This window comes from Arthrobacter zhaoguopingii (genome assembly GCF_009828605.1).
GTDB classification, from domain to species: Bacteria; Actinomycetota; Actinomycetes; order Actinomycetales; family Micrococcaceae; genus Arthrobacter_D; species Arthrobacter_D zhaoguopingii.
Genome location: NZ_WIAE01000008.1, coordinates 82,521 through 102,023 on the forward strand (window position 1 = coordinate 82,521; position 19,503 = coordinate 102,023).

18 protein-coding genes and 1 pseudogene are annotated in these 19,503 nt (G+C 62.7%); 14 read left to right on the plus strand and 5 right to left on the minus strand.

The genetic code is table 11. The annotated features are described in order from the left end of the window. The first annotated feature begins 424 nt into the window (after nt 1-424). A complete protein-coding gene (locus tag GVV77_RS12260) occupies nt 425-1,609 on the plus strand; it encodes an IS30 family transposase (RefSeq protein ID WP_425483363.1) in 1,185 nt (394 codons plus the stop codon). Between the two features lie 134 nt (nt 1,610-1,743). Here the strand turns inward: GVV77_RS12260 and GVV77_RS12265 are convergent, their stop codons facing one another. Then, nucleotides 1,744-2,298 carry a TetR/AcrR family transcriptional regulator gene (locus tag GVV77_RS12265; protein ID WP_159618760.1) on the minus strand — a complete coding sequence of 185 codons (555 nt, stop codon included), beginning with the start codon at nt 2,296-2,298 and terminating at the stop codon, nt 1,744-1,746. Nucleotides 2,299-2,386: 88 nt separating this feature from the next. On the opposite strand from GVV77_RS12265, the gene GVV77_RS12270 reads away from it, so the two are divergent. Continuing rightward, nucleotides 2,387-3,337, plus strand: coding sequence for a quinone oxidoreductase family protein (locus tag GVV77_RS12270; protein WP_159618762.1), 951 nt, complete (start codon nt 2,387-2,389; stop codon nt 3,335-3,337). Between the two features lie 423 nt (nt 3,338-3,760). On the opposite strand, the gene GVV77_RS12275 is transcribed toward GVV77_RS12270, so the two are convergent. Further along, complete coding sequence (locus GVV77_RS12275) at nt 3,761-4,345, minus strand: helix-turn-helix domain-containing protein (protein ID WP_159618764.1); 585 nt, start codon at nt 4,343-4,345, stop codon at nt 3,761-3,763. 13 nt (nt 4,346-4,358) lie between these two features. Between GVV77_RS12275 and GVV77_RS12280 the strand changes: the two genes are divergently transcribed. From GVV77_RS12280 to GVV77_RS12310, 7 genes and pseudogenes are all read left to right on the plus strand, one after another. Further along, a complete protein-coding gene (locus tag GVV77_RS12280) occupies nt 4,359-5,411 on the plus strand; it encodes an NAD(P)/FAD-dependent oxidoreductase (protein WP_201293226.1) in 1,053 nt (350 codons plus the stop codon). A gap of 69 nt (nt 5,412-5,480) precedes the next feature. Beyond that, nucleotides 5,481-6,944: an MFS transporter gene (locus GVV77_RS12285; protein WP_159618766.1), complete on the plus strand. Its 1,464-nt coding sequence runs from the start codon at nt 5,481-5,483 to the stop codon at nt 6,942-6,944. 49 nt (nt 6,945-6,993) lie between these two features. Next, nucleotides 6,994-7,596, plus strand: coding sequence for a class I SAM-dependent methyltransferase (locus GVV77_RS12290; protein WP_159618768.1), 603 nt, complete (start codon nt 6,994-6,996; stop codon nt 7,594-7,596). A gap of 478 nt (nt 7,597-8,074) precedes the next feature. After that, nucleotides 8,075-9,298 (plus strand): annotated as a pseudogene (locus GVV77_RS12295) (IS110 family RNA-guided transposase). 329 nt (nt 9,299-9,627) lie between these two features. Continuing rightward, nucleotides 9,628-10,278, plus strand: coding sequence for an alpha/beta fold hydrolase (locus tag GVV77_RS12300; protein ID WP_159618770.1), 651 nt, complete (start codon nt 9,628-9,630; stop codon nt 10,276-10,278). 414 nt (nt 10,279-10,692) lie between these two features. Further along, nucleotides 10,693-10,887 (plus strand): hypothetical protein, encoded by a 195-nt coding sequence (locus GVV77_RS12305; protein ID WP_159618772.1) that lies wholly within the window; start codon nt 10,693-10,695, stop codon nt 10,885-10,887. Between the two features lie 75 nt (nt 10,888-10,962). Further along, nucleotides 10,963-11,304: a hypothetical protein gene (locus tag GVV77_RS12310; RefSeq protein WP_159618774.1), complete on the plus strand. Its 342-nt coding sequence runs from the start codon at nt 10,963-10,965 to the stop codon at nt 11,302-11,304. Nucleotides 11,305-11,422: 118 nt separating this feature from the next. Here the strand turns inward: GVV77_RS12310 and GVV77_RS18495 are convergent, their stop codons facing one another. Further along, nucleotides 11,423-11,554, minus strand: coding sequence for a hypothetical protein (locus tag GVV77_RS18495; protein ID WP_281350589.1), 132 nt, complete (start codon nt 11,552-11,554; stop codon nt 11,423-11,425). Nucleotides 11,555-12,196: 642 nt separating this feature from the next. On the opposite strand from GVV77_RS18495, the gene GVV77_RS12315 reads away from it, so the two are divergent. After that, a complete protein-coding gene (locus GVV77_RS12315; RefSeq protein WP_159618776.1) occupies nt 12,197-12,667 on the plus strand; it encodes a hypothetical protein in 471 nt (156 codons plus the stop codon). A 1,641-nt stretch (nt 12,668-14,308) separates the two neighbouring features. Then, a complete protein-coding gene (locus GVV77_RS18530) occupies nt 14,309-14,521 on the plus strand; it encodes a hypothetical protein (protein ID WP_159618778.1) in 213 nt (70 codons plus the stop codon). 65 nt (nt 14,522-14,586) lie between these two features. Here the strand turns inward: GVV77_RS18530 and GVV77_RS12325 are convergent, their stop codons facing one another. Together GVV77_RS12325 and GVV77_RS12330 are read right to left on the minus strand one after the other, a co-directional pair. Continuing rightward, complete coding sequence (locus GVV77_RS12325; protein WP_159618780.1) at nt 14,587-14,811, minus strand: hypothetical protein; 225 nt, start codon at nt 14,809-14,811, stop codon at nt 14,587-14,589. 144 nt (nt 14,812-14,955) lie between these two features. Then, nucleotides 14,956-15,723, minus strand: coding sequence for an SDR family oxidoreductase (locus tag GVV77_RS12330; RefSeq protein WP_159618782.1), 768 nt, complete (start codon nt 15,721-15,723; stop codon nt 14,956-14,958). Between the two features lie 101 nt (nt 15,724-15,824). Here GVV77_RS12330 and GVV77_RS12335 point away from each other — a divergent pair, with 101 nt between their 5' ends. The 3 genes from GVV77_RS12335 to GVV77_RS12350 all read left to right on the plus strand — a co-directional run bounded on the left by GVV77_RS12335 (nt 15,825) and on the right by GVV77_RS12350 (nt 19,489). Next, entirely contained in the window at nt 15,825-16,682 is an 858-nt protein-coding gene (locus GVV77_RS12335; protein ID WP_159618784.1) for a helix-turn-helix transcriptional regulator, read from the plus strand. 745 nt (nt 16,683-17,427) lie between these two features. Beyond that, complete coding sequence (locus tag GVV77_RS12345) at nt 17,428-18,798, plus strand: TrkH family potassium uptake protein (RefSeq protein ID WP_159618788.1); 1,371 nt, start codon at nt 17,428-17,430, stop codon at nt 18,796-18,798. Further along, nucleotides 18,791-19,489 (plus strand): potassium channel family protein, encoded by a 699-nt coding sequence (locus GVV77_RS12350; protein ID WP_201293227.1) that lies wholly within the window; start codon nt 18,791-18,793, stop codon nt 19,487-19,489. The genes GVV77_RS12345 and GVV77_RS12350 overlap by 8 nt, the downstream gene beginning before the upstream one ends. The last annotated feature ends 14 nt before the right edge of the window (nt 19,490-19,503 follow it).

Here is a 19,503-nt window from a genome sequence, read left to right on the forward strand (position 1 = left end):
ACCTCGGTCGATCGTAGGCGTAGGAGGTGATCGCTCATGCGGTGACGCCTTCTTCCTCCACCGCGGCCGAGACCAACTGGCGGGCTCCCACCAGGGCCACCTCCAGGGCGGATGACTCGGTATTCCCGATGGATAGAAGGTGAGCGCTGCCCGGCGCTCAGTGTTTGCTGTCGGGCAGCGATCTAGGCCCGAGGGTAAGCGCTTCTTGTCGGCGTCCGCGGGGTCCTTGGTCTGCCACGGTGTGGAGCGGCCCAGCACAACGCGCCGGCCCGCGCGGTGGTCCTGGCGGATCGACACTTCGACCAGCGCCTGGCTGCAACGTCAAGGAACTCGACTGATGTTCGCGGGTCCAATGAGTGTCTTGGAAAGCTGTGGCGGTCTCAACCGGTCAATGCACCACTACTTGGCAGGATGAGTGGTGGAGGTGCGTGTGGAGTTCACGACGGAGCAGCAGCAGGGGATCTGGGAGGGGTGGCGGGACGGTGAATCGTTCCGTCAGGTCGGTGACCGGGTAGGCCAACCGGCGCACGTGGTCCAGTACTTCCTCCGGGGTCATGGAGGCATCAAGCCGAAGGTTCCTCGACGGAACCACCGGCACCTGACTCATCAAGAGCGCGAGGAAATTTCTCGCGGTGTTGCAACAGGTTTGTCTGCCCGCAGAATCTCCGCGGCCTTGGGGAGGTCTCACTCGAGCATTTTGAGGGAGCTCGCGCGAAACGGCGGACGCACCGCCTACCGGGCAACGGCTGCTGAGCAGGCAGCCCATGTCCGAATGAAGCGGCCGAAGCCGACCCGGCTCAAGCAAAGACCGGCGCTGTTACGGGTCGTGAAGGAGAAGCTCGTTCTGGGATGGTCTCCGGAGCAAATTGCCGCCTGGCTGAAGCTGGCTTATCCCCAGGACCCGGCCATGCGCCTGTCCCATGAGGGTATCTACCGCTCGATCTACTACGTCTACCGCCGTGAGCTTGACCGGGGCATGTCCCAGCATTTGCGATCCGGGTGCACCATCCGCCGGCCACGCAAGGCGAAGAAATCGTTGGGCCGCGGCCGGTTGAAGAACATGGTGCCCATCACCGCCCGGCCGGCGTCGGTCGAGGACCGCGTTGAGGTGGGGCACTGGGAAGGTGACCTCGTCATGGGTAAGAGGCCTTCCGCGGTGGCGACGCTGGTCGAGCGCACTACCCGGGCTGTCAAAGTCGTCCATCTCCCCGACGGATATAAGGCAGATGCCGTACGCATCGCTTTGACCAATGCGTTCAAGGACATTCCCGAGCCGCTGCGCCGGTCTCTGACCTGGGACCGCGGTCGGGAGATGGCAGAGCATCAGCAGCTCGCCGCGGACCTGAGGATGAACGTCTACTTTTGCGCCCCGGGAAGCCCCTGGCAGCGCGGGTCAAACGAGAACACCAACAGGGTCCTTCGCCAATACCTCACGAAAGGCTCCGACCTTCGACGGTTTACAGCTAGAGACCTCGATGACATCGCTGACCTCATCAACGATCGCCCTCGGCAGGTCTTGAAATGGGCCAGTTCCAACGACCTCTACCAAGGGCACATCACCACCTCGAACCAGCCCGCGATACTCTCAGAATCACGGGTGGTGCATTGACCGGTTGAGATCGCCGTACCATTTTGAGACAGCATCAACGCGCACTCGGCCTCCCGGTGCGATGTCGGCCATGCCGCCAGTTCGCCGCGTACGAGTGCGAGGCTATGCGGGGGGCTACGGATTCGCCAAGTCCTTCAGTTCGGGGTGACCCTAAATGACCGTTCGAAATGCTCCAGCAGGTGAAGGATTTTTTCCTCGGCGTGGTGCGGGTCCAGCAGGGCGAGTGCCCCGGCGGACTCCATGAGCAGTACCAGGTCACTCCACGTGGTGCCGGGGCGGACCACGCCCTCTTCGACGCCTCTGTGGACGAGTGACTTCACATCTGCACGAAACGTCTCGCGTTGCTCGGCAAATTTCTCCGATCGCAAGAATGCATGGACCACAAGGTCAGCGCAGTGCGGGTGACGCGCCTGGTTGGTGAGCAGGGCGCGGGTCAGGTCGAGGAACGCCGCCCCCGGGCTGTCCGAGGTGCGCGCCTGGCTTGCGCTGGCCAACCACAGGTCGAGGTCGCGTGTGAACACAGCGTCAATGATCGCTTGCTTGTCGGGAAACCGTCGCAGAAGCGTGGCGATGCCTACGTTGGCGCCTGCCGCAATGTCATTGAGCGAGACCGATGTCCCGATGTCGTCGAACAAATTCGACGCTGCATCGATAATTCGCTCGCGGTTGCGCTGGGCATCGGCACGCATGCAATCCCCTTAACTGGAGTGGGCAATCCACTTGTGGTAGACATGGCATCTGGAGCAGATGCTCCAGATATCTTAGATAGGAACCTCCATGAGAGCAATTCAGTACAAGGCATATGGAACCCCGGAGGTCCTCAGTGCGGTCGAGGTCGATGTGCCGGCTCCCGGCAAGGAGCAGATCCGTGTGCGCATCGAGGCAACGAGCGTCAACTATGTCGACGTGCTCGCGCGCGATGGTGGGTATAAGCGCATCACCTGGACGAAGGCGCCCTACGGCACCGGCATCGACCTGGTGGGTGTCGTTGACGCTGTCGGGGAAAAGGTCACCCGCTACGCGCCGGGCGATCGGGTATGGGGAGTCCTTGGCAACGCGTTCTCGCTCCCCGTGGGGATGCTCGCCGACTACGCACTGCTTCCTTCCGAAGCCGCAGCTCCGGCTCCAACCGGCATGACCCCGGAGGAAGCGGCATCCGCTCTGGTGCCTGCGACCATCGCCTGGACTGCCCTGAAACACGTTCCCGTTATCTCCGGGGACACCGTCGTTGTTCGCGGCGCTGCAGGAGGAATGGGCTCAGCGATGGTTGAACTGGCAGTTCACCACGGTGCTCGGGTTATCGGCATCGCGACCGACCGGACGGCCGATTTCGTCATGAGCCTCGGGGCTGATCAGGTCCTAGACTACCGCCGGACCGGCCCCGGCGACATCCCGCTCGTCGACGGCATCTTCGACACGACCGGCGTCGACCTCCTGGCGTGGCGGAAGCGACTGAAGCCGAGCGGGCGCATGGTGACGACCGCAGCACTCAAGTCACCGTCCGCGCTCGGAGCGGTGTTCGCCTCGATCCCGACCGGTCGACGTCGGGTCCGCGGCTTCGCAGGCCAGCCCGCCCCCTGCGCAATCGAGCACGCTTCACAGCTGCTCACCGACGGCATCATCAAGCCCCACATCGCCGCGTCCTTCCCAATGGACAAGGTCGCAGACGCACACCGTGCCTTCGAGTCCGGTGAAACCATCGGCCGATTGGTCATCACGCCCCGCTGATCCGGCCGGACGAGCCGACCTGCAAGCATAGTGTCCTAGCGTCAGGCGAATTGGACGGCAGTCTCGACGACGTACTCCTGGACCGTGATTTCCCCACAGGATTACCGACTGCTCTTACAAATGTGTTCAATCTGCGACGGTGGGAGCTGGAGCGCCTCCGAAGTGTAGGAACACACCAGGCGCGGACCGCGGGCTCGGGCGCGTGATGCTGGAATTGGCGCGCTGGGGAGCGAACCCGTGCGGCTTGTCCGGCCACACAGCACTGCGAAAACAACGCCACTCACCGCTGCAATTCACACAAAAACCAGAAAAGAACCCTAAAACAACATATTGCGGGGCGATTTGAACAGTTGCGTTTGGGTGCACCTGGCGCAACAGGTCGCAGCATCCATCCTCAGATGTCGCGGCGGTGGTGCTTTGGGGTTACTTCCGCATGGCTGCTTTGAGGTGAATGCGTTGTCCTTGGGCTCCGAGGATGCTGAGGAACTCGACGGCGTGCTCGTCTGCGTTGCCGTACCAGTGTGGTAGGTGTGTGTCGAATTCTGCGACCTCGCCCGCGGACAGGATGAAGTCCTTTTCGCCGAGGATCATGCGGAGCCGGCCGCTGAGCAGGTAGAGCCAGTGGTAGCCCTCGTGTGATTTGGGCTCTGGGGTCATGTTGTCGGTAAGTGCTGCGGGCAGGATTTGCTTGAAGACCTGTAAGCCGCCTGGGTTGCGGGTCAGGGGAATCACCACCATCCCGTGGTACTGAAATGGGCGGGGATGAAGGCGTGGGTCGCCGCTGGTTGGCGCGCCGATGAGATCTTCCAGGGGCACATTGTAGGCCCGAGCCAAAGGCAGCAGGAGTTCGAGCCCGGGTCGGCGTTTGCCTGATTCGACACGTGACAAGGTGCTGACTGGTATACCGGTGAGTTCGGAAACCGCGGCGAGCGTGAGTCCGCTGCTGTGCCGCTGTTGCCTCAGCCGGGACCCGAGCGCGTCGATTACATCGTGGAAGTCCATCGTCATACACATCAATACTGTGAGCGATTTGCGATTTCTGCAAATTTATTTTGATCCGTCGCACCTGCAGGTCACGCTTACCCGTATGAGCATGCAGCGCGTTAATGACAGTCGTACTAGTTGGGCAAGGCGGAGCTATGACGTCATGGTCATAGGTGGAGGTTCCGCAGGCCTGAGTGCAGCACTGATGCTGGGACGTGCGTGCCGATCGGTGCTTCTTATCGACGGAGCTGAACCGCGAAATGCGCGGGCTGAGCACATATACGGGTTTCCCTCTCGCGACGGCACATCGCGTTCAACTTTCCTGGAATCGACCAGGGCGGAACTGGTCAGGTATGACGTCACGGTCGTCAACGGAACTGTCGTTACCACAGCGGGTACTTCCGCGGGCTTTCTTACCAACCTGGCCTCCGGCGAACAGACTTACGCTCGACGCGTGCTGGCCGCGTCGGGGATCACGGACACGCTCCCGGATGTTCCAGGTCTTGATCAGCATTGGGGGCGCAGCGTCGTGCACTGCCCCTACTGCCATGGCTGGGAGCTGCGCGGCCGGCGCGTTGGTGTGCTGGCAACTGTTCCGGGAAGCATTCACCAAGCGCTGCTCTTCAGCCAGTGGACTGATCAGCTCACACTGCTGCTTCACACTCAGAACCAGCCAACCGTGGAGCAGGCGGAGCAGCTCGCTGCGCGCGGTATTCGTACCGTCCGCGGCGAAGTGGTTGAGATAGTTACCATGAACGACCGCGTGTCAGGGGCACGGCTCGTAACGGGTGAGCAGCTTTCCTTCGATGCCATTGCGGTGGCACCTCTGGCCAAACCTCGCGCAGGACTCCTTGCCCCGCTGGGTTTGACACCCCAACCTCATCCTTCGGGGATGGGGGATCACATCCCGGCGGACGAGACCGGCAGGACCGCCGTGGAAGGCGTATGGGTCGCGGGTAATCTCACCAACCCGAACCTGAATGTCCTAGGGGCCGCGAATGCAGGCGCCATCGCGGCGGGAACCATCAACCTTGACCTGATCGCCGAGGACACTTCCACCGCGATCCGCGCTACCCGAAACGAAGTTTGACGCCCAAGCATCCGCGCTGGCGAATCGACGAACCACAGTAGGAAGACCCTCATGCCTAACTTGTCCCTAATGCCTCCCCGCACCAGTGCAGATGCTCGCTGGTGGGTTCTGGCAGCACTATCTGCCACCCAGCTGCTCCTGGTCCTTGACTCGACGATCATGAACGTGGCGCTGCCGGCCACGCAGACTGCTCTGGGGTTCTCGAACGCCGACCGGCCCTGGGTCATCACCGCCTACGCACTGGCTTTCGGCAGCGTCCTGCTCATCGGCGGCCGGCTCGCGGACATCATCGGCCGCAAACGACTGCTCCTCCTGTCCTTGGCCGGTTTCATCATGGCTTCCCTGCTGGGAGGGCTTTCAGGTGGATTCGAGACGCTCGTCATTTCCCGGGCCCTTCAAGGCATTGCGGCTGCCTTGATGGCACCGACGACATTGTCATTGCTTTCTACTGCGTTCGCCGACATTCCGGCTCGCGGCAAAGCCTTCGGCATCTTCGGCGCAGTATCAAGCAGCGGCAGCGCAATCGGCCTGATTCTCGGCGGGCTCCTCACGCAATACCTGACCTGGCGCTGGTGCCTGCTGATCAACGTCCTCGTAGGCGCCGCGATTACAGTCATGGTGATCAAGATCCTTCCCCCTGATGCATCCGCTCCCCGACAGAAGGTCCGCCCCGATACTCTCGGCGCCATCACCTCAGGCTTCGGTATGTTCGCTATCGTCTACGGCCTCACCATCGCCGAATCCCGTTCATGGGCCGACCCCCTGACCATCGGCTCAATCGTGACCGGCCTGGCACTGCTGGTGTTGTTCGTTGCCACTGAGAATAAGGCCGCGCACCCGATCCTGCCGATGCGCGTGGTGCTGCAGCGTGACAGGGGAGGCGCTTACCTGATGGTCGCGATCGCCGGCATCGGAATGTTCGGTGCCTTCCTCTTCCTCACGTACCACCTGCAAACTGTCAGTGGTCTTACGCCTCTGGCCACCGGGCTGGCTTTCCTGCCGATGGTGATCATGCTCGTGATAGGGGCGATCGTCGCAGGAAGCGTTCTGCTCCCACGCGTCGGAGCCCGTACGCTTGCCATTGCCGGCCTCGTCACCGCCGCCGTCGGGACAGCATCGTTCACCTTCATTGATGCCGACTCCACCTACACTTTGAGCATCCTTCCCGGGCTGATCGTTGCCGGTATCGGGTTCGGGCTGATTTTTGGGCCGGCGATGAACCTGGCAACACTTGGAGTGGATTCCACGGATGCCGGAGCCGCCTCAGCTATGGTCAACGTCGCCCAGCAGATCGGCGCCGCCGTCGGGACAGCTCTGCTTAATACTGTTGCCCTCGGTGCCACCGCCTCCTACCTGTCTACGCATCCAGCACCCGCAGACACCGACATGGATGCGCTCATCCACGGCAATACCGTCGCGTTCTGGGCTACTAGCGGCATTCTGCTCACCGGCGCCCTCATCTGCGGCCCGTTGATCACCCGACGCGTGAACACTCTCCCTGCGGACCACCCGGACAAAGCCCCCACCAGATAAAGCACCCACCCTTCCGTTTCTGCAATCCGCCTTCATAAGGAAATCTGCCATGAATCCGGACTCGTCCTGGGAAACCCGATACAAAACCGGTCCGCGCCTGTTCAGCGGCGACCCAAATCCCACCCTCATAACCGAAGTTTCGCACCTTCCGGCAGACCGTGCCCTCGACATCGGATGCGGGGAAGGCGCCGATGCGATTTGGCTCGCCCAACAAGGCTGGAATGTCACCGCACTCGACGTCGCCCCTACCGCACTCCACCGCGCAGCCCAACGCACCTCAAGCAACAACACCTCCATCACCTGGGTCACCTGCGACATTAATCAGGACCCACTACCGGAGGGCCCCTACACTCTCGTCACAATGCACTACGTGCCGCTGCTTAAGAAAGGCGTTGACCGGGCTCTCCCCGGGATCCTCAACTCTGTGGTTCTTGGTGGAACCATCCTGTTCGTCACCCACGACATCAGCAACATGGCCGCCCGCGACGGCTTCGAACCGAGGGACTACTGCCAGCCCAACGACATCGCCCAGCGGCTCGGACGCGAATGGACGGTTACCCTCAACGAACGACGCCCACGCAACAGCCACACACAGGACACAACCACCCACACCCATGACGCCATCCTCAGCGCGACACGTAGGGCCACTTGACTCGATCTGCCACCATGCGAACCACCGGCGACCCGTGACACCTCGCCTGCGCTGCACCGGGTGTACCAGGTCAACTTGACGCAACACATCTGTGCTCATCCATGCACTGACCTACGGGCGACCACTCCGGCCAGTGGTTCGCCACGCTGGATAATTTGGTTGGATTCCAACGGACTAAAAGTGAAAAAGCAATGCGCCTCCAGTCTTTACATGTGACGTTTAGCTCGCTGTGGGGCAGCAATCCCCCGTTACCTTTTTCGTAGCCCGGGTTCTGGTGCAGGATGTGGGTGTGTTGGCCGGTCGGTCCCGGCATGGTTGCTGCCCCCAGTCATCAATGATCCGGGGGTGTTGTCACCGGGGCGGGCCTGGCGGCAGTTGATCGCTGTCAGAGGCACGACGAGGGGTTCTTCGTAACGTGGATGCGACACCTGCCGCCGCTGACCAGCCAGCACATACGGTGACGGAGGAGGGAGCGGGCATGGAGGTGATCGTGGATCAGCAGGACGTGGACGTCTTCATCGGTTTGGATGTCGGCAAATCCGGCCACCATGCCGTGGCCCTGAACCGTGCAGGCCGGAAGCTGTTCGATAAGGCCCTGCCCAACGATGAAGCGAAGCTGCGCGAGATCCTCGCAGGGCTCACCGGGCACGGGAAAATCCTGCTGGTGGTGGATCAGCCAGCCACGATCGGGGCGCTGCCGGTCGCGGTCGCCCAGGCCGCCGGGGCCACGGTGGGGTACATTCCGGGCCTGGCGATGCGCAGGATCGCGGACCTGCACCCCGGCCAGGCCAAGACCGATGCACGGGACGCGATGATCATCGCCGACGCCGCCCGCACCATGCCCCACACCCTGCGCTCGATCGCCCTGAATGATCAGACGCTGGCCGAACTCGGGGTGCTCTGCGGGTTCGATGACGATCTCGCCGGGCAGATCACCGCGGTCTCGAACCGGATCCGGGGCCTGCTCACCCAGATCCACCCCGCCCTGGAACGGCCCCTGGGCCCGCAACTGGACCACCCGGCCGTCGCGGATCTGCTCACCCGGTACCCGACCCCTGCAGCGCTGCGCACCGCGGGCACGTCCGGGCCCGGCTGGAGAAACACGCCCCGCGGGCCGCCGAGCGCCTCACCGAGGCCGTCTTCACCGCGCTCGGGCAACAGAGCGTGGTGGTGGTGGGCACCGGCGCGGCCGGGATCGTGCTCCCGAAACTGGCCGAACAGCTCCTGTCCCTGCGGCGCCAGCGCGACGAGATCACCGCCCAGGTCGAGGCCCTGGTGGAGGCCCACCCTCTTCACCGGGTCCTGACCTCGATGCCCGGCATCGGCGTCAGGACCTGCGCCCGGATCCTCACCGAAGTCACCGGCAAACACTTCGCTTCCGCCACCCACCTGGCCTCCTACGCCGGCATCGACCCGGTCACCCGCCGTTCCGGGACCTCCATCCGCGGTGAGCACTCGAGCCGGGGCGGGAACAAGAAACTCAAACGCGCCCTGTTCCTCTCCGCCTTCGCGGCGTCGCACCACCCGCCCTCACGGGCCTACTACGAGCGCAAAACGCGCCGAAGGCAAACGCCACAACCAAGCCCTCATCGCCCTCGCCCGCCGACGCTCCGACGTCCTCTACACTATGCTCCGCGACGGAACCCTCTACCAAGACCCACAGCCCACAATCCTGCCGTCAGCCGCTTGGCGAAAACCATAGAGGCACCCCCCGTTTTTGCCTGCTGGCGAGCTCGCCCGCTCGTCCCCGACGGAGCAGCGGCTCTGGCCGACCTGGCCAGCCGGTTATCGAGGACCCCGCAGATTACTGGATACCAACGAAAACGTTATTTGAAGTACAGTTCATATATTGACAATCATTTGAATGGGCGGTAGTTTTACCGGCACATCGTCTTCGTCCAGGGCGGAGCCCCAGTAGGGAGGTTCGATACCGCTCCCATCGGACAAAGTCGTCGGCGGTGCCCGTAGCCATCGATTGTTTCCGCATTCGGCTCCCCCGGGATGCTTGATTGACAGACAAGGATGTCCTCAATGAACGACAGCGCACCAGGCGACGTCCATCCGATCGTTTGCCTCCATTCACTTTTCCTTGATCCACGAATGTTCGACAACATTGCCGAGGCAGGCGGGGATCAATATCGGTTCATTGCGCCGGAACTGCTAGGCCACGCCACCCGCCTCGACGAAGTTTCGTCGACGGTCACCATGAAGCAGGTGACGGACGATGTGCTGAACTTCATTGATGACCTTGGCTTCCCGCGGTTCTCCCTCATCGGCGCCTCCATGGGAGGTGACGTCGCTCTGCGTATTGCCGCGCGCCGCCCCTGGTCCGTCGAAAAGTTGGTCCTGCTTGGCTCCTCGGCGCGCGGACAGACCCAAAAGGATCTCGGTGGATTCGCCTCGCTGCCCAGTCGGATCGAGCAGGAGGGCTTCAGTCCCGAGATTGTTGACATGGTGATGACGATCATGTTCGGCGCAACCACGTTGGCGGATCACTCGAGGAGGGATATCCATGAACTTTGGAAGGGGCAGCTTACCGAGCTCTCGCCAAAGCTGGTCCATGCCGTGAGGGCAGTGTTCGAGCGGGAAGGTGCTATCCAACATCTTCGGCCAGGTGAAGGCCGCAACGCTCATCGTGTCCGGCACAGAAGACCTTGGGCGGCCCCCGGCGTGGTCCGATGAACTATTCCACATAATTTCCGACGCTCAGCTCCTACGGATCAAGAAAAGTCATAGTCCGACGCTCGAAGCGCCGCAGACAGTAATCCCCTACATCCTCGGCTTCCATACCGCTGGGTGGCGGCACCGTCCGTTCACTCCCGTCGAGTCCCGGCCCTCGATCCATCCTTTCCGCGTCCTCCAGAAACGGACGCCTCGGCCACGGACGAAGACAGCTAAGGAGAACCCAGCAATAGGCATCCGGCGTTATCGGCGCCGTCAACTGCAGAATCTGGACCGGGGCCGGTATGCGCCCTCTTGAGCGGGCTGATGGGCCGACTCAACCCTGAAAGAAGGAGCCATGCAGAATCTCAGCTCGAGTAGAGAATCCCTGTCGCCCTGGTGGCGGAAGGAACCTTCAACGGATTCATTTTCGACATGATGCGCATTGCTGGGCATCAAATGGTTCACGGGTACTCGCAGTCGCTCGCAGGGTCGCGCACCCTGGCGGACCGCCGCAACGAAGTCGTGTGGCGGGAAACCGAACTGCTGGCCTCCATCCAAAGCGGGCTGCTGGTCAACAGTCGGCCGGCCGCGGGTACGTTCATGGTCCAGCCCGCGCAGCGTCCCTAGGGGATGTCCCTCCGTCGCATCGACGGGTAGCTGGAACCGTTGACGATACGAAATCCTGAGTGAGGAGTTTGATCAGTGGACGCTGAGGAGCAGCGCCGGCAATTCGTACAGACCCTTCTGCGGGAGGACCTCAACCTGCACGACGTCGGTCAAGCGTACTTCGCAATGACCGGCAGCGCGTCCGAGGAAGAAGTTGCGCTCTACACCCTGGAAATGCTGATGTTGCCTCAGAACCAGCGAGACCTGTTGACTCTGGCGATCAGGTCCCTCCTGCAGGGACAAGCCCGGCGCGCTGGGTTCGAGAACTTCACGCAGCAGCCCGATGACCACTGCGGCGCCCCTCGTAGTAAGCATGACGATGAGGGCGGCAAGGAGCGTGGCCTGGAGCGTGACCGCGACCGCAGGAAGGACCAATGAGGGATCAGGCGTGGAGCCGTGCAACTGACATCGGTAGCGGCAAATCCCCAAGACGACCAGCACAGCCGGTCTCGGGCGGGGCGGGCGCTCACCAAAGGATTCCGTGTTGAAACGCCCGTCATCGACGAGGTTTGATCGTCCCGGACCGGCGCACGTAGGCGAGAATCCTGCGCCCGTGGCGGTCGAACAACACGCCGAAACGCTCCGTGTTCCCACCCAGCACGGCCCCCAGAATCACGTCATCGCTCACCGGCTCCATTGGTCCCATACCTTGTAGTGTCCACCAACCGGAGAAGGTTTCATCCTCCCTCTAACCAGCGCCCGCATGGACTGGTGGATCCGCACGCCCCAGTGGAAATCAGCTCGGCATGGAACCGGCGGGCACGTACTGCCTCCACATCTCCACAACATCCAACGATCACCGGAGCCAAGCAGCAAGGCCTGTGACCGGGCGTCCTTCGTGAAGCCGAAAATTGTCACCGGAACAACGGGCGACACGGGGCCGACGCCCGGATGTAGGCCGGGAGGTGCATACTCTTGGCCGATGGGGAGACAATGAACTCAAGGACCAGACCCGGCCGGCACGTCCAGCCGCTTGCAGGTTACGGATCTGGGAGCATCACCAGCATTCGAGAGTCCTGGGCCGTACAGGGACGCACCGGCCGGCAACACGGACCCGGAGGGCATTGACGGCCAGCCGGCGCCCCCGACGGTCAGCCGCGGAGGTTCTGTACCGTACCCGCGCAGCACGCTGGCGGCATTGGCCGGCATTGCCGCGATCGGCTACTGCATCCTCTATACCGCAGCCACGTCCTCACTGCCAGCGGAGACACCCCCGGATCAAGCCCAGTCCGTCTCACAGCCAGTCTGCGAAGTCGTGGGCGGCCCGGGAATGCAACCCTCGAAAGAGGTTTCCCTGGGCGCCTGCAACCCGTGGAGCGGGCGGGAGGCCGACGGCGCCGCGACCCACCCGGTATCGGCCTGCGAGGCGATCGGAGGCCGGCCCCAGCCTCCCCGGCCGCTTACCGGAGACGCGGCAGCGGTCCCCGTGACAGGAACCGCGCTGCCCCCGGGCCAGACAGTTTATGTCCGGATTGACAACCCCGAGGGAGCCCCCGCCACCATGACGGAGGTCGGCATCATGCACCGCGACGGGACCGTCGCGGTCTGCGGGCCCCTCGAATGGACCAATGTCCACGCGGGCCAGACCCTCACGCAGCACCTCCCGTCCGATGAGAGCCTCGGGGCACTAGCCGAGGGTGAGAGCTATGCCTACAAGCTCACCCCCGCAGGCACCCTGGAATTGGCGGGCCTGCGTCACCTGGACGGGACGATAGTGCCCCTGCCTTCAGCACAGGGATAAGACCCGATACTCCGTTGGTCCGCGCCGTCGGAGGCCAGATGGCGTCGTGCCTGCAGCACGTAGAGCTACCCCCGAATGTCTCCTTCGAGGCTCCTAAGTCTGATTGTAGTGATGATGCGCATCAATCGTTGACTCTCCGTGGCTGCTTCGCCTGACCTGCTCAGCGAGGAGAATGCTCAGGTCAAAAACCTTCACCCAAGTCATGCAGCTGCCCCGCCGCTCCCCCATGAAGTAGTAAGAACGCCCGAACCGGGCTTCGCGATAGAAAGGCGGCACCCAGCCCCAGGACAACTCCAAAACAGCCACCAGAACCGGCACCCGGACCGCAGAATTAGGCCGGCTGTCCACAGTCAGAGAGCAAAAGAGCCTCTGACTAGGGGAAACATGTGCCCGAAGTGGGACTCGAACCGGCCTCCAGCCCTTGCAAACACTGGGCTCCTCAGGAAACATACGCAATCCGACTCAGTCCGACCGATGTACGACCCGATCCGACGCTCCAGGTGTGGACACTGTCCACACCCCCGCTTTTCCCCACCAGCGGCCTTCACCAAGACTGCCGCACCCCGCACTGACAGGGTGCGGCGCTTCTTCGCCGTGAATAATCCGATCCTGCCGGAGAGTCAACCGCGGCCGTGACCGGGTGGTGCCCGCGCTCGCTACCGAGTCCCGGGCACGCCGCACGACATGCACGGTCTCCAGATTCTCCATCTCGATGTCACCTCCCCTCAAACCCTTCATGTTCCGAGCGGCCGACAGCTGCATGACAGATTCTCTCGCTCCGCCGAATCGGCCAGGTGCCATCCCGACGCTTGAGACGCGCCGCCCATGCTGTGCAGATGTTGGTGATCACTTGGGGTGAAAAAGAGCGAAATGCGCCGCGAAGATGAAGTCCCTGACCCGTCCAGCTAATACATCACCCGCGAGCCAGTCCCCACCGCAAATCTGACTATTCACCTCGAGTTCGCGGCCTCCGCCTGCCACTTCGCTCGTAACGACTTAGCCCTGAATGGACTACCAAAGAAGAAGAACGGTCGACCAAAGCTCCCCTTCCAGATCAGGACAGTTCCAGCGCGGTCATCCATCACAAGTACCCGTAACTGGCAGACGATTGCGTGGCGCATCCACTAGCTGTCCGGTTGAAGCGAGGAGCCGGTTCACAGCCGGGTCTTCCGCACGTCCAGACACTGTCTCAAGAACGTAAAGCCTTCTAAGACACATGATCGATGTGCAGTCTAGACGTCGAGCACCCGGAACGACGGGATGCCCTTGTCTCGAGAACTCCTCTTGACACCATCTGTTTCACGAGTGCCATCGCTGGGACTTTCTGCCTTAAACTGGGGACACAAAGCGTATCGCTTATACCCGCATCACTACATCAACCCAGGAGGCAAAGCTGCAGCTCGCCGCGCTGAATGCAGCACGGGTGCAGAATCGGATCTACGCCCTGACCCACCACGCAGAGGTCGCCAGCGGGTACGAGCCAGCAGTGGCCGCCGAGATGGCCGGGGCGAAGACCGAGGGCAAGGACACGTAGGGGTAGAACCCGCTGCGGGACCATGTGGCCAAGACAACCGCCCGCCCCGAGGTGTCCCTAATCGCGCTGGTGTGCGCAGGGTATGAAGAGACCACCGCCAAGGACTCATGGCGCTCACCGGCCGGGAGCCACCTCGCCTACGTCACCCAGCTGGTCGCAGGGGGTACACGGCCAGTGAGGTCGAGCAGATTCTCCTCGACGGCACCAAGCAGTCAGACGAACCGGACGAGGACACCGAGGAAGACGAGGACACGGAGACCTTCGAGGAAGTCCACGCCGATGAGGAAGAACTGATGGCCGACGAGTTGACCGCAGAATAGCAGCGGCGGAAGCTGTGCAGGGCGGGAATACCCACCTGCACAGCAGGCCCAGCCGATCAGGCACATCAGGAATGGTGGTCATTGTGTCCGCAGGTGCCGGGGCGGTTCGCCGCCAGGCGGGAACCTCGAGCGCGCATCACCTGCCCCGAACCGCCATCCACGCCACACCCCACGGTGAAGATGGAAAGTGCGGAGGCGCTGGCCGAGTAGCGTTCGGTCGCCTTAAGCCCCGCGACGCCGAAGCTCGTCCGCTGGGTCACGGCGATGAGGTAGGCGATTACACCGGTCACCCACATCAACCACGCCCGGCGTTAACCCACCCCTCCATTATTGGTGCTGCGGTCCCAAGCCGGTCACCCCGGTCACCTGGTTACCGGGTGATGATACTCAAGTGCGGCGCAGGTCCGCGGCGGTCAGCAGAACCATCTGCCGCCTCACCTGTCGGCGACCTTGAGTTTCACCGAGGGGTTGAGGGCAGCAACTGCTTCGTCATAACGGTTCTCGATTTCGGAGAAACGGAGGAATTTCACGGCGTCGACGAGGATTTCCCTGACCTCGGGTTGGGTCTCGAGGAGAGCCATGACCTCGTCCACATATGCGTCGAGCGGAAGGTAGTGCTCGTTCTGCGACCCGCCGCTCATGAGTTCGGTGCGCACGGCCGGCGGGACGAGCTCGATGACTTGAACCGGGGTGTCAGCGAACTGGAGCCGGATGGTCTCGGTGAACCGGTGGATGAAGGCCTTGGAGCCGTTGTACGTCGGCGTGAGGGCCAGCGGGGTGTGTGCCAGCCCTGACGATACGGTCATCAGAGTGGCCTCGGGCCGGGTTTGCAGGTGCTCGCTGAAGGCCGCGATCAGGCGCAGCGGACCGAGCACGTTCGTCTCGACGATCCGTTCTGCGCCTTCAAGGAAACCGGAGGTGCGAACGTCCTCAGCTTCCATCACCCCGGCCATGGCGACCAGCACGTTGAGGTCGGGGTGTTGGGCCAGGACCTGGTCGCGGGCGGCCAGCACGGAGGCGGGATCGGTGGTGTCAATGGTGACGGTGGAGAGGCCGTGCTCGGCGGTGAGTCGCTCCAGCAGGTCGCTGCGGCGGCCGCCGATGACGACGGAGTTTCCGGCTTCTTGAAGGCGAAGCGCGAGTTCGAGGCCGATGCCCGAGGTCGCGCCGGGGATGAAAATGGTGTTTCCGGTGATGTTCATGTCCTGATCCTGCGCCGGACTTTGGAGGAGCGGGAGAGGAGTGATGATCGTAGGATTCCTGGTCCCTGTTTACCGGGGCGTTCGTCACCGATGATTGAAGCATGGACCGCCATGCCCTCGCTGCTTTTCTCCGCTCCCGCCGTGACGGGCTGCGCCCGGAGGACGTTGGTCTCCCGACGGGGCCGCGGCGGCGCACCTCCGGGCTGCGCCGCGAGGAGGTCGCCGGGCTGACAGGGATGTCTACCGACTACTACATCCGGTTGGAACAGGCCCGGGGTCCCCAACCGTCCGAACAGATGCTCGCAGCGCTGGCCCGGGCGCTGCGGTTGACCGCTTTCGAGCGGGACTATCTCTACCGCCTCGCCGGTCACAGCGCACCCCGGCGCACCCCGCGGGACACCCATGTGGCGCCCGCGCTGATGCGGGTTCTCGACCGGCTGTCGGACACCCCGGCGGTGATCCTTTCCAGTCTCGGGGAGACGCTCGTTCAGAACAGCCTGGCCATGGCGCTTTTCGGTGACCACTCGCGGCACACCGGGCTGGCTCGCAGCGGCGTGTACCGGTGGTTCACCGACCCGACTGAACGCTCGATGTACCCCGTCGAAGACCGGGCCCGGCAGGGCAAGGCCCAGGTGGCTGGACTCCGGGCCGCGTACGGCGGGACTGGCCCGCAGTCCCGGGCAGGCAGGCTGGTACGCGAGCTGCTCCGGACGAGCGGAGAGTTTGCCGAGCTCTGGGAGCTGCATGAGGTGGCGTCCCGGTTCGAGGACCACAAGACGCTGCTCCACCCCGAACTCGGGCAGATCGAACTTGACTGCCAGGCACTGTTCACCGAGGACCAGGGCCAGGCCCTCCTGGTCCTCACAGCACCGCCACAGACAGAGGCTTTCGAGAAGCTGAAGCTGCTTGCGGTGCTCGGGCACCAGCAGTTCAATGCCCGCGGGCTGACCCAGCTGTGAACCGCGGCAAATCCCTCCGCCGCCCCACACGGCCACAGCCAGGCCGGCCAGCCCGATGAGGAAATCGGAGACATCGGGGCTTTACAGGACGATGCCCTGCAGGAGAACGCCGAGGCGGCGCTCCGAATCCAGTGCGGGTCGGGACCGGTCATCAGGGGGCCTTCCGGTTGCTGAACCAAACCGGGTGGGTATGACAGCCTCGTTCAGGACCACTAGGACGGCCTGGTTCAGGACCACTCTGCGACTCGCCGGGCCGTTGTGACGGTTTGATTCAGGACCACCTTCAGTCTTGTTCCATCTAGCGGGACGAGCTTTTGGAGGTTCGGATGAGGGTGCGCATGGAACTGTTTTCCAGGATCCGTAGAGATGCCCGGGCTGAGGGTTTATCGATCCGCGAGCTGGCCAGGCGGTATCAGGTATCGAATCCTGCCGACTGTCTTGAAACTCTTCGGTTGCAGGACGGGGCTTCCAAGGTGTGAGCCTCCGTTGATGGGTTCGCGGTTCGGGCTGCCCGATCCGGGGGCTGTGGTTTCAGGGCGGGATGACGCCGGTTCCCCGGTCCGAGGTTCTCCGGTGCACGTCCGGGGCGTTAAGGAAGTATAAAGACTGCCCGTTTCCGATCGTCCCGCCGATAGTGTGATCCCGTCCAGCCGGGTGAGGCGGCACAGAATCTGAACGTAGGGAATATTCAACGGTGGTGATGGTTCGGTCATTCAAGTCGTGGCCCCGTGCTTTCGCGGAGAAGATGTATCCACAGGTGGCACGCGCATCGGCTTGGGGTAGGCTCCATCTGGCTCCGAGGCATCCGGCGCAGTTCATCGTCGTTGGTTTCGCCGCTGCGATCCTTGCCGGCACGGGGCTTTTGATGTTGCCGGTAGCAAAGGTCGGCCCTGGAGGAGCGGGGTTCCTGGAAGCTTTGTTCACGGCGACGTCTGCCGTGTGTGTGACGGGACTGATCATCGTGGATACACCGGTGTTTTGGACGCCGTTCGGCCATGGGATCATCCTCGCGCTGATCCAGGTGGGTGGGTTCGGGATCATGTCCTTCGCTTCTCTGCTGGGCATCCTTTTGGCCCGCCGACTGGGCTTGCGGTCTCGGATTTCCACTGCAGTAGAGACCAAGAGCGGCAGTTTCGGGGATGTACGACGCGTCCTTCTTGGAGTACTCAAGGTCAGTCTTCTGATCGAAGGAATCACCGCAGCGGCGCTCACCTGGCGGTTCGCAACCGGTTACTCCTATCCGTTGCCCGATGCACTCTGGTTGGGGGTCTTCCATGCGGTTTCCGCGTTCAACAATGCAGGTTTCGCGCTTTTCAGCGACAGCCTGATCAGTTTCGCGACCGATCCCTGGATCTGCGTCCCCGTCGGTCTGGCCGTCATCATGGGAGGTCTGGGTTTTCCTGTCTTGTTCGAACTGCGCAGGGAATACCGCACTCCCTTGCACTGGACGATGAACACCCGGCTCGTCCTGAGCGGTACCGCGATTCTGCTCCTTGCCGGCGCGATTTTCATCACGGCCGTGGAATGGGGCAACCCGGGTACGCTCGGCCCGATGACGCCCGGCGGGAAAATCCAAGCAGGGTTTTTCCAGTCCGTGATGACCCGTACTGCAGGGTTCAACAGTGTGGATTTCGCGGCCCTTCACCCGGTGACGTGGCTGTTCATGGATGTGCTGATGTTCATCGGCGGAGGCCCCGCGGGCACCGCCGGCGGCCTGAAGATCACGACCTTCGGGGTTCTCTTCTTCATCCTTCACACCGAGATCCGCGGAGGCACGGCAGTGAACGTGTTCGGCAAACGCCTCCCACGCTCCGTGCACCGGCAAGCGCTCACCATCGTCCTGCTCGCGGTTGCCCTCGTGATTATCTCCACCATGTTCTTGATGCTCATCACCGACTTCGCGCTCGACCGGCTGCTATTCGAGGTGGTATCCGCATTCGGCACTGTCGGTTTATCTACAGGCATCACGGCCCAACTCCCGATAGCCGGTCAATTCCTGTTAATCATCGTCATGTTTGTGGGCAGGCTCGGCCCAATCACGCTCGCCTCAGCCCTTGCCCTGCGATCCAAACCGCTCCTCTACGAATACCCCAAGGAAAGGCCCCTCATTGGCTAAGCCCAGCCTCTTTGCACCGAAGAGCACCAACCGTATCGCCGACGCCGATTCGGTCGTCGTCATTGGATTAGGCAGGTTCGGCGGTTCCCTGGCACTGGAACTTGCCCGAGCGGGAACCGAAGTCCTCGGGATCGACGCCGACGAAGAAATCGTTCAGTCCTTCAACGGCCGGCTCACTCACGTCGTACGCGCAAACTCCACCAAGGAAGATGCGCTGCGCCAACTCTCCGTGCACGAATTCGACCGTATCGTCGTCGGAATCGGCAGCGATCTCGAAGCAAGCATTCTGACCACATCCATCCTGCTGGGATTTGATAGGCCCTCCCTTTGGGCCAAGGCCGTCAGCGAACCCCACGCCCAAATCCTCACCCAGCTCGGAGTGAAACACGTCATCCGCCCCGAACACGACATGGGTAAACGCGTTGCTCATCTCGTTCGGGGAACGATGCTCGACTACATCGAATTCGACGACGACTTCGCCATGGTCAAGACCCGGCCGCCCAGGGAAACCTGGGACCGCGAACTGGGAACCACCAAAATTCGGGCGAACTACGGCATCACGGTCATCGCCGTGAAACGCAGGGACGGGAACTGGGACTACACCACCGCCCGGACTGTCCTTTACAGCGACGACGAAATCATCGTCGCAGGACCAACACGAAAAGCCGAAGCGTTCAGCGCCCTCACCTGACTGACCCACCCTCA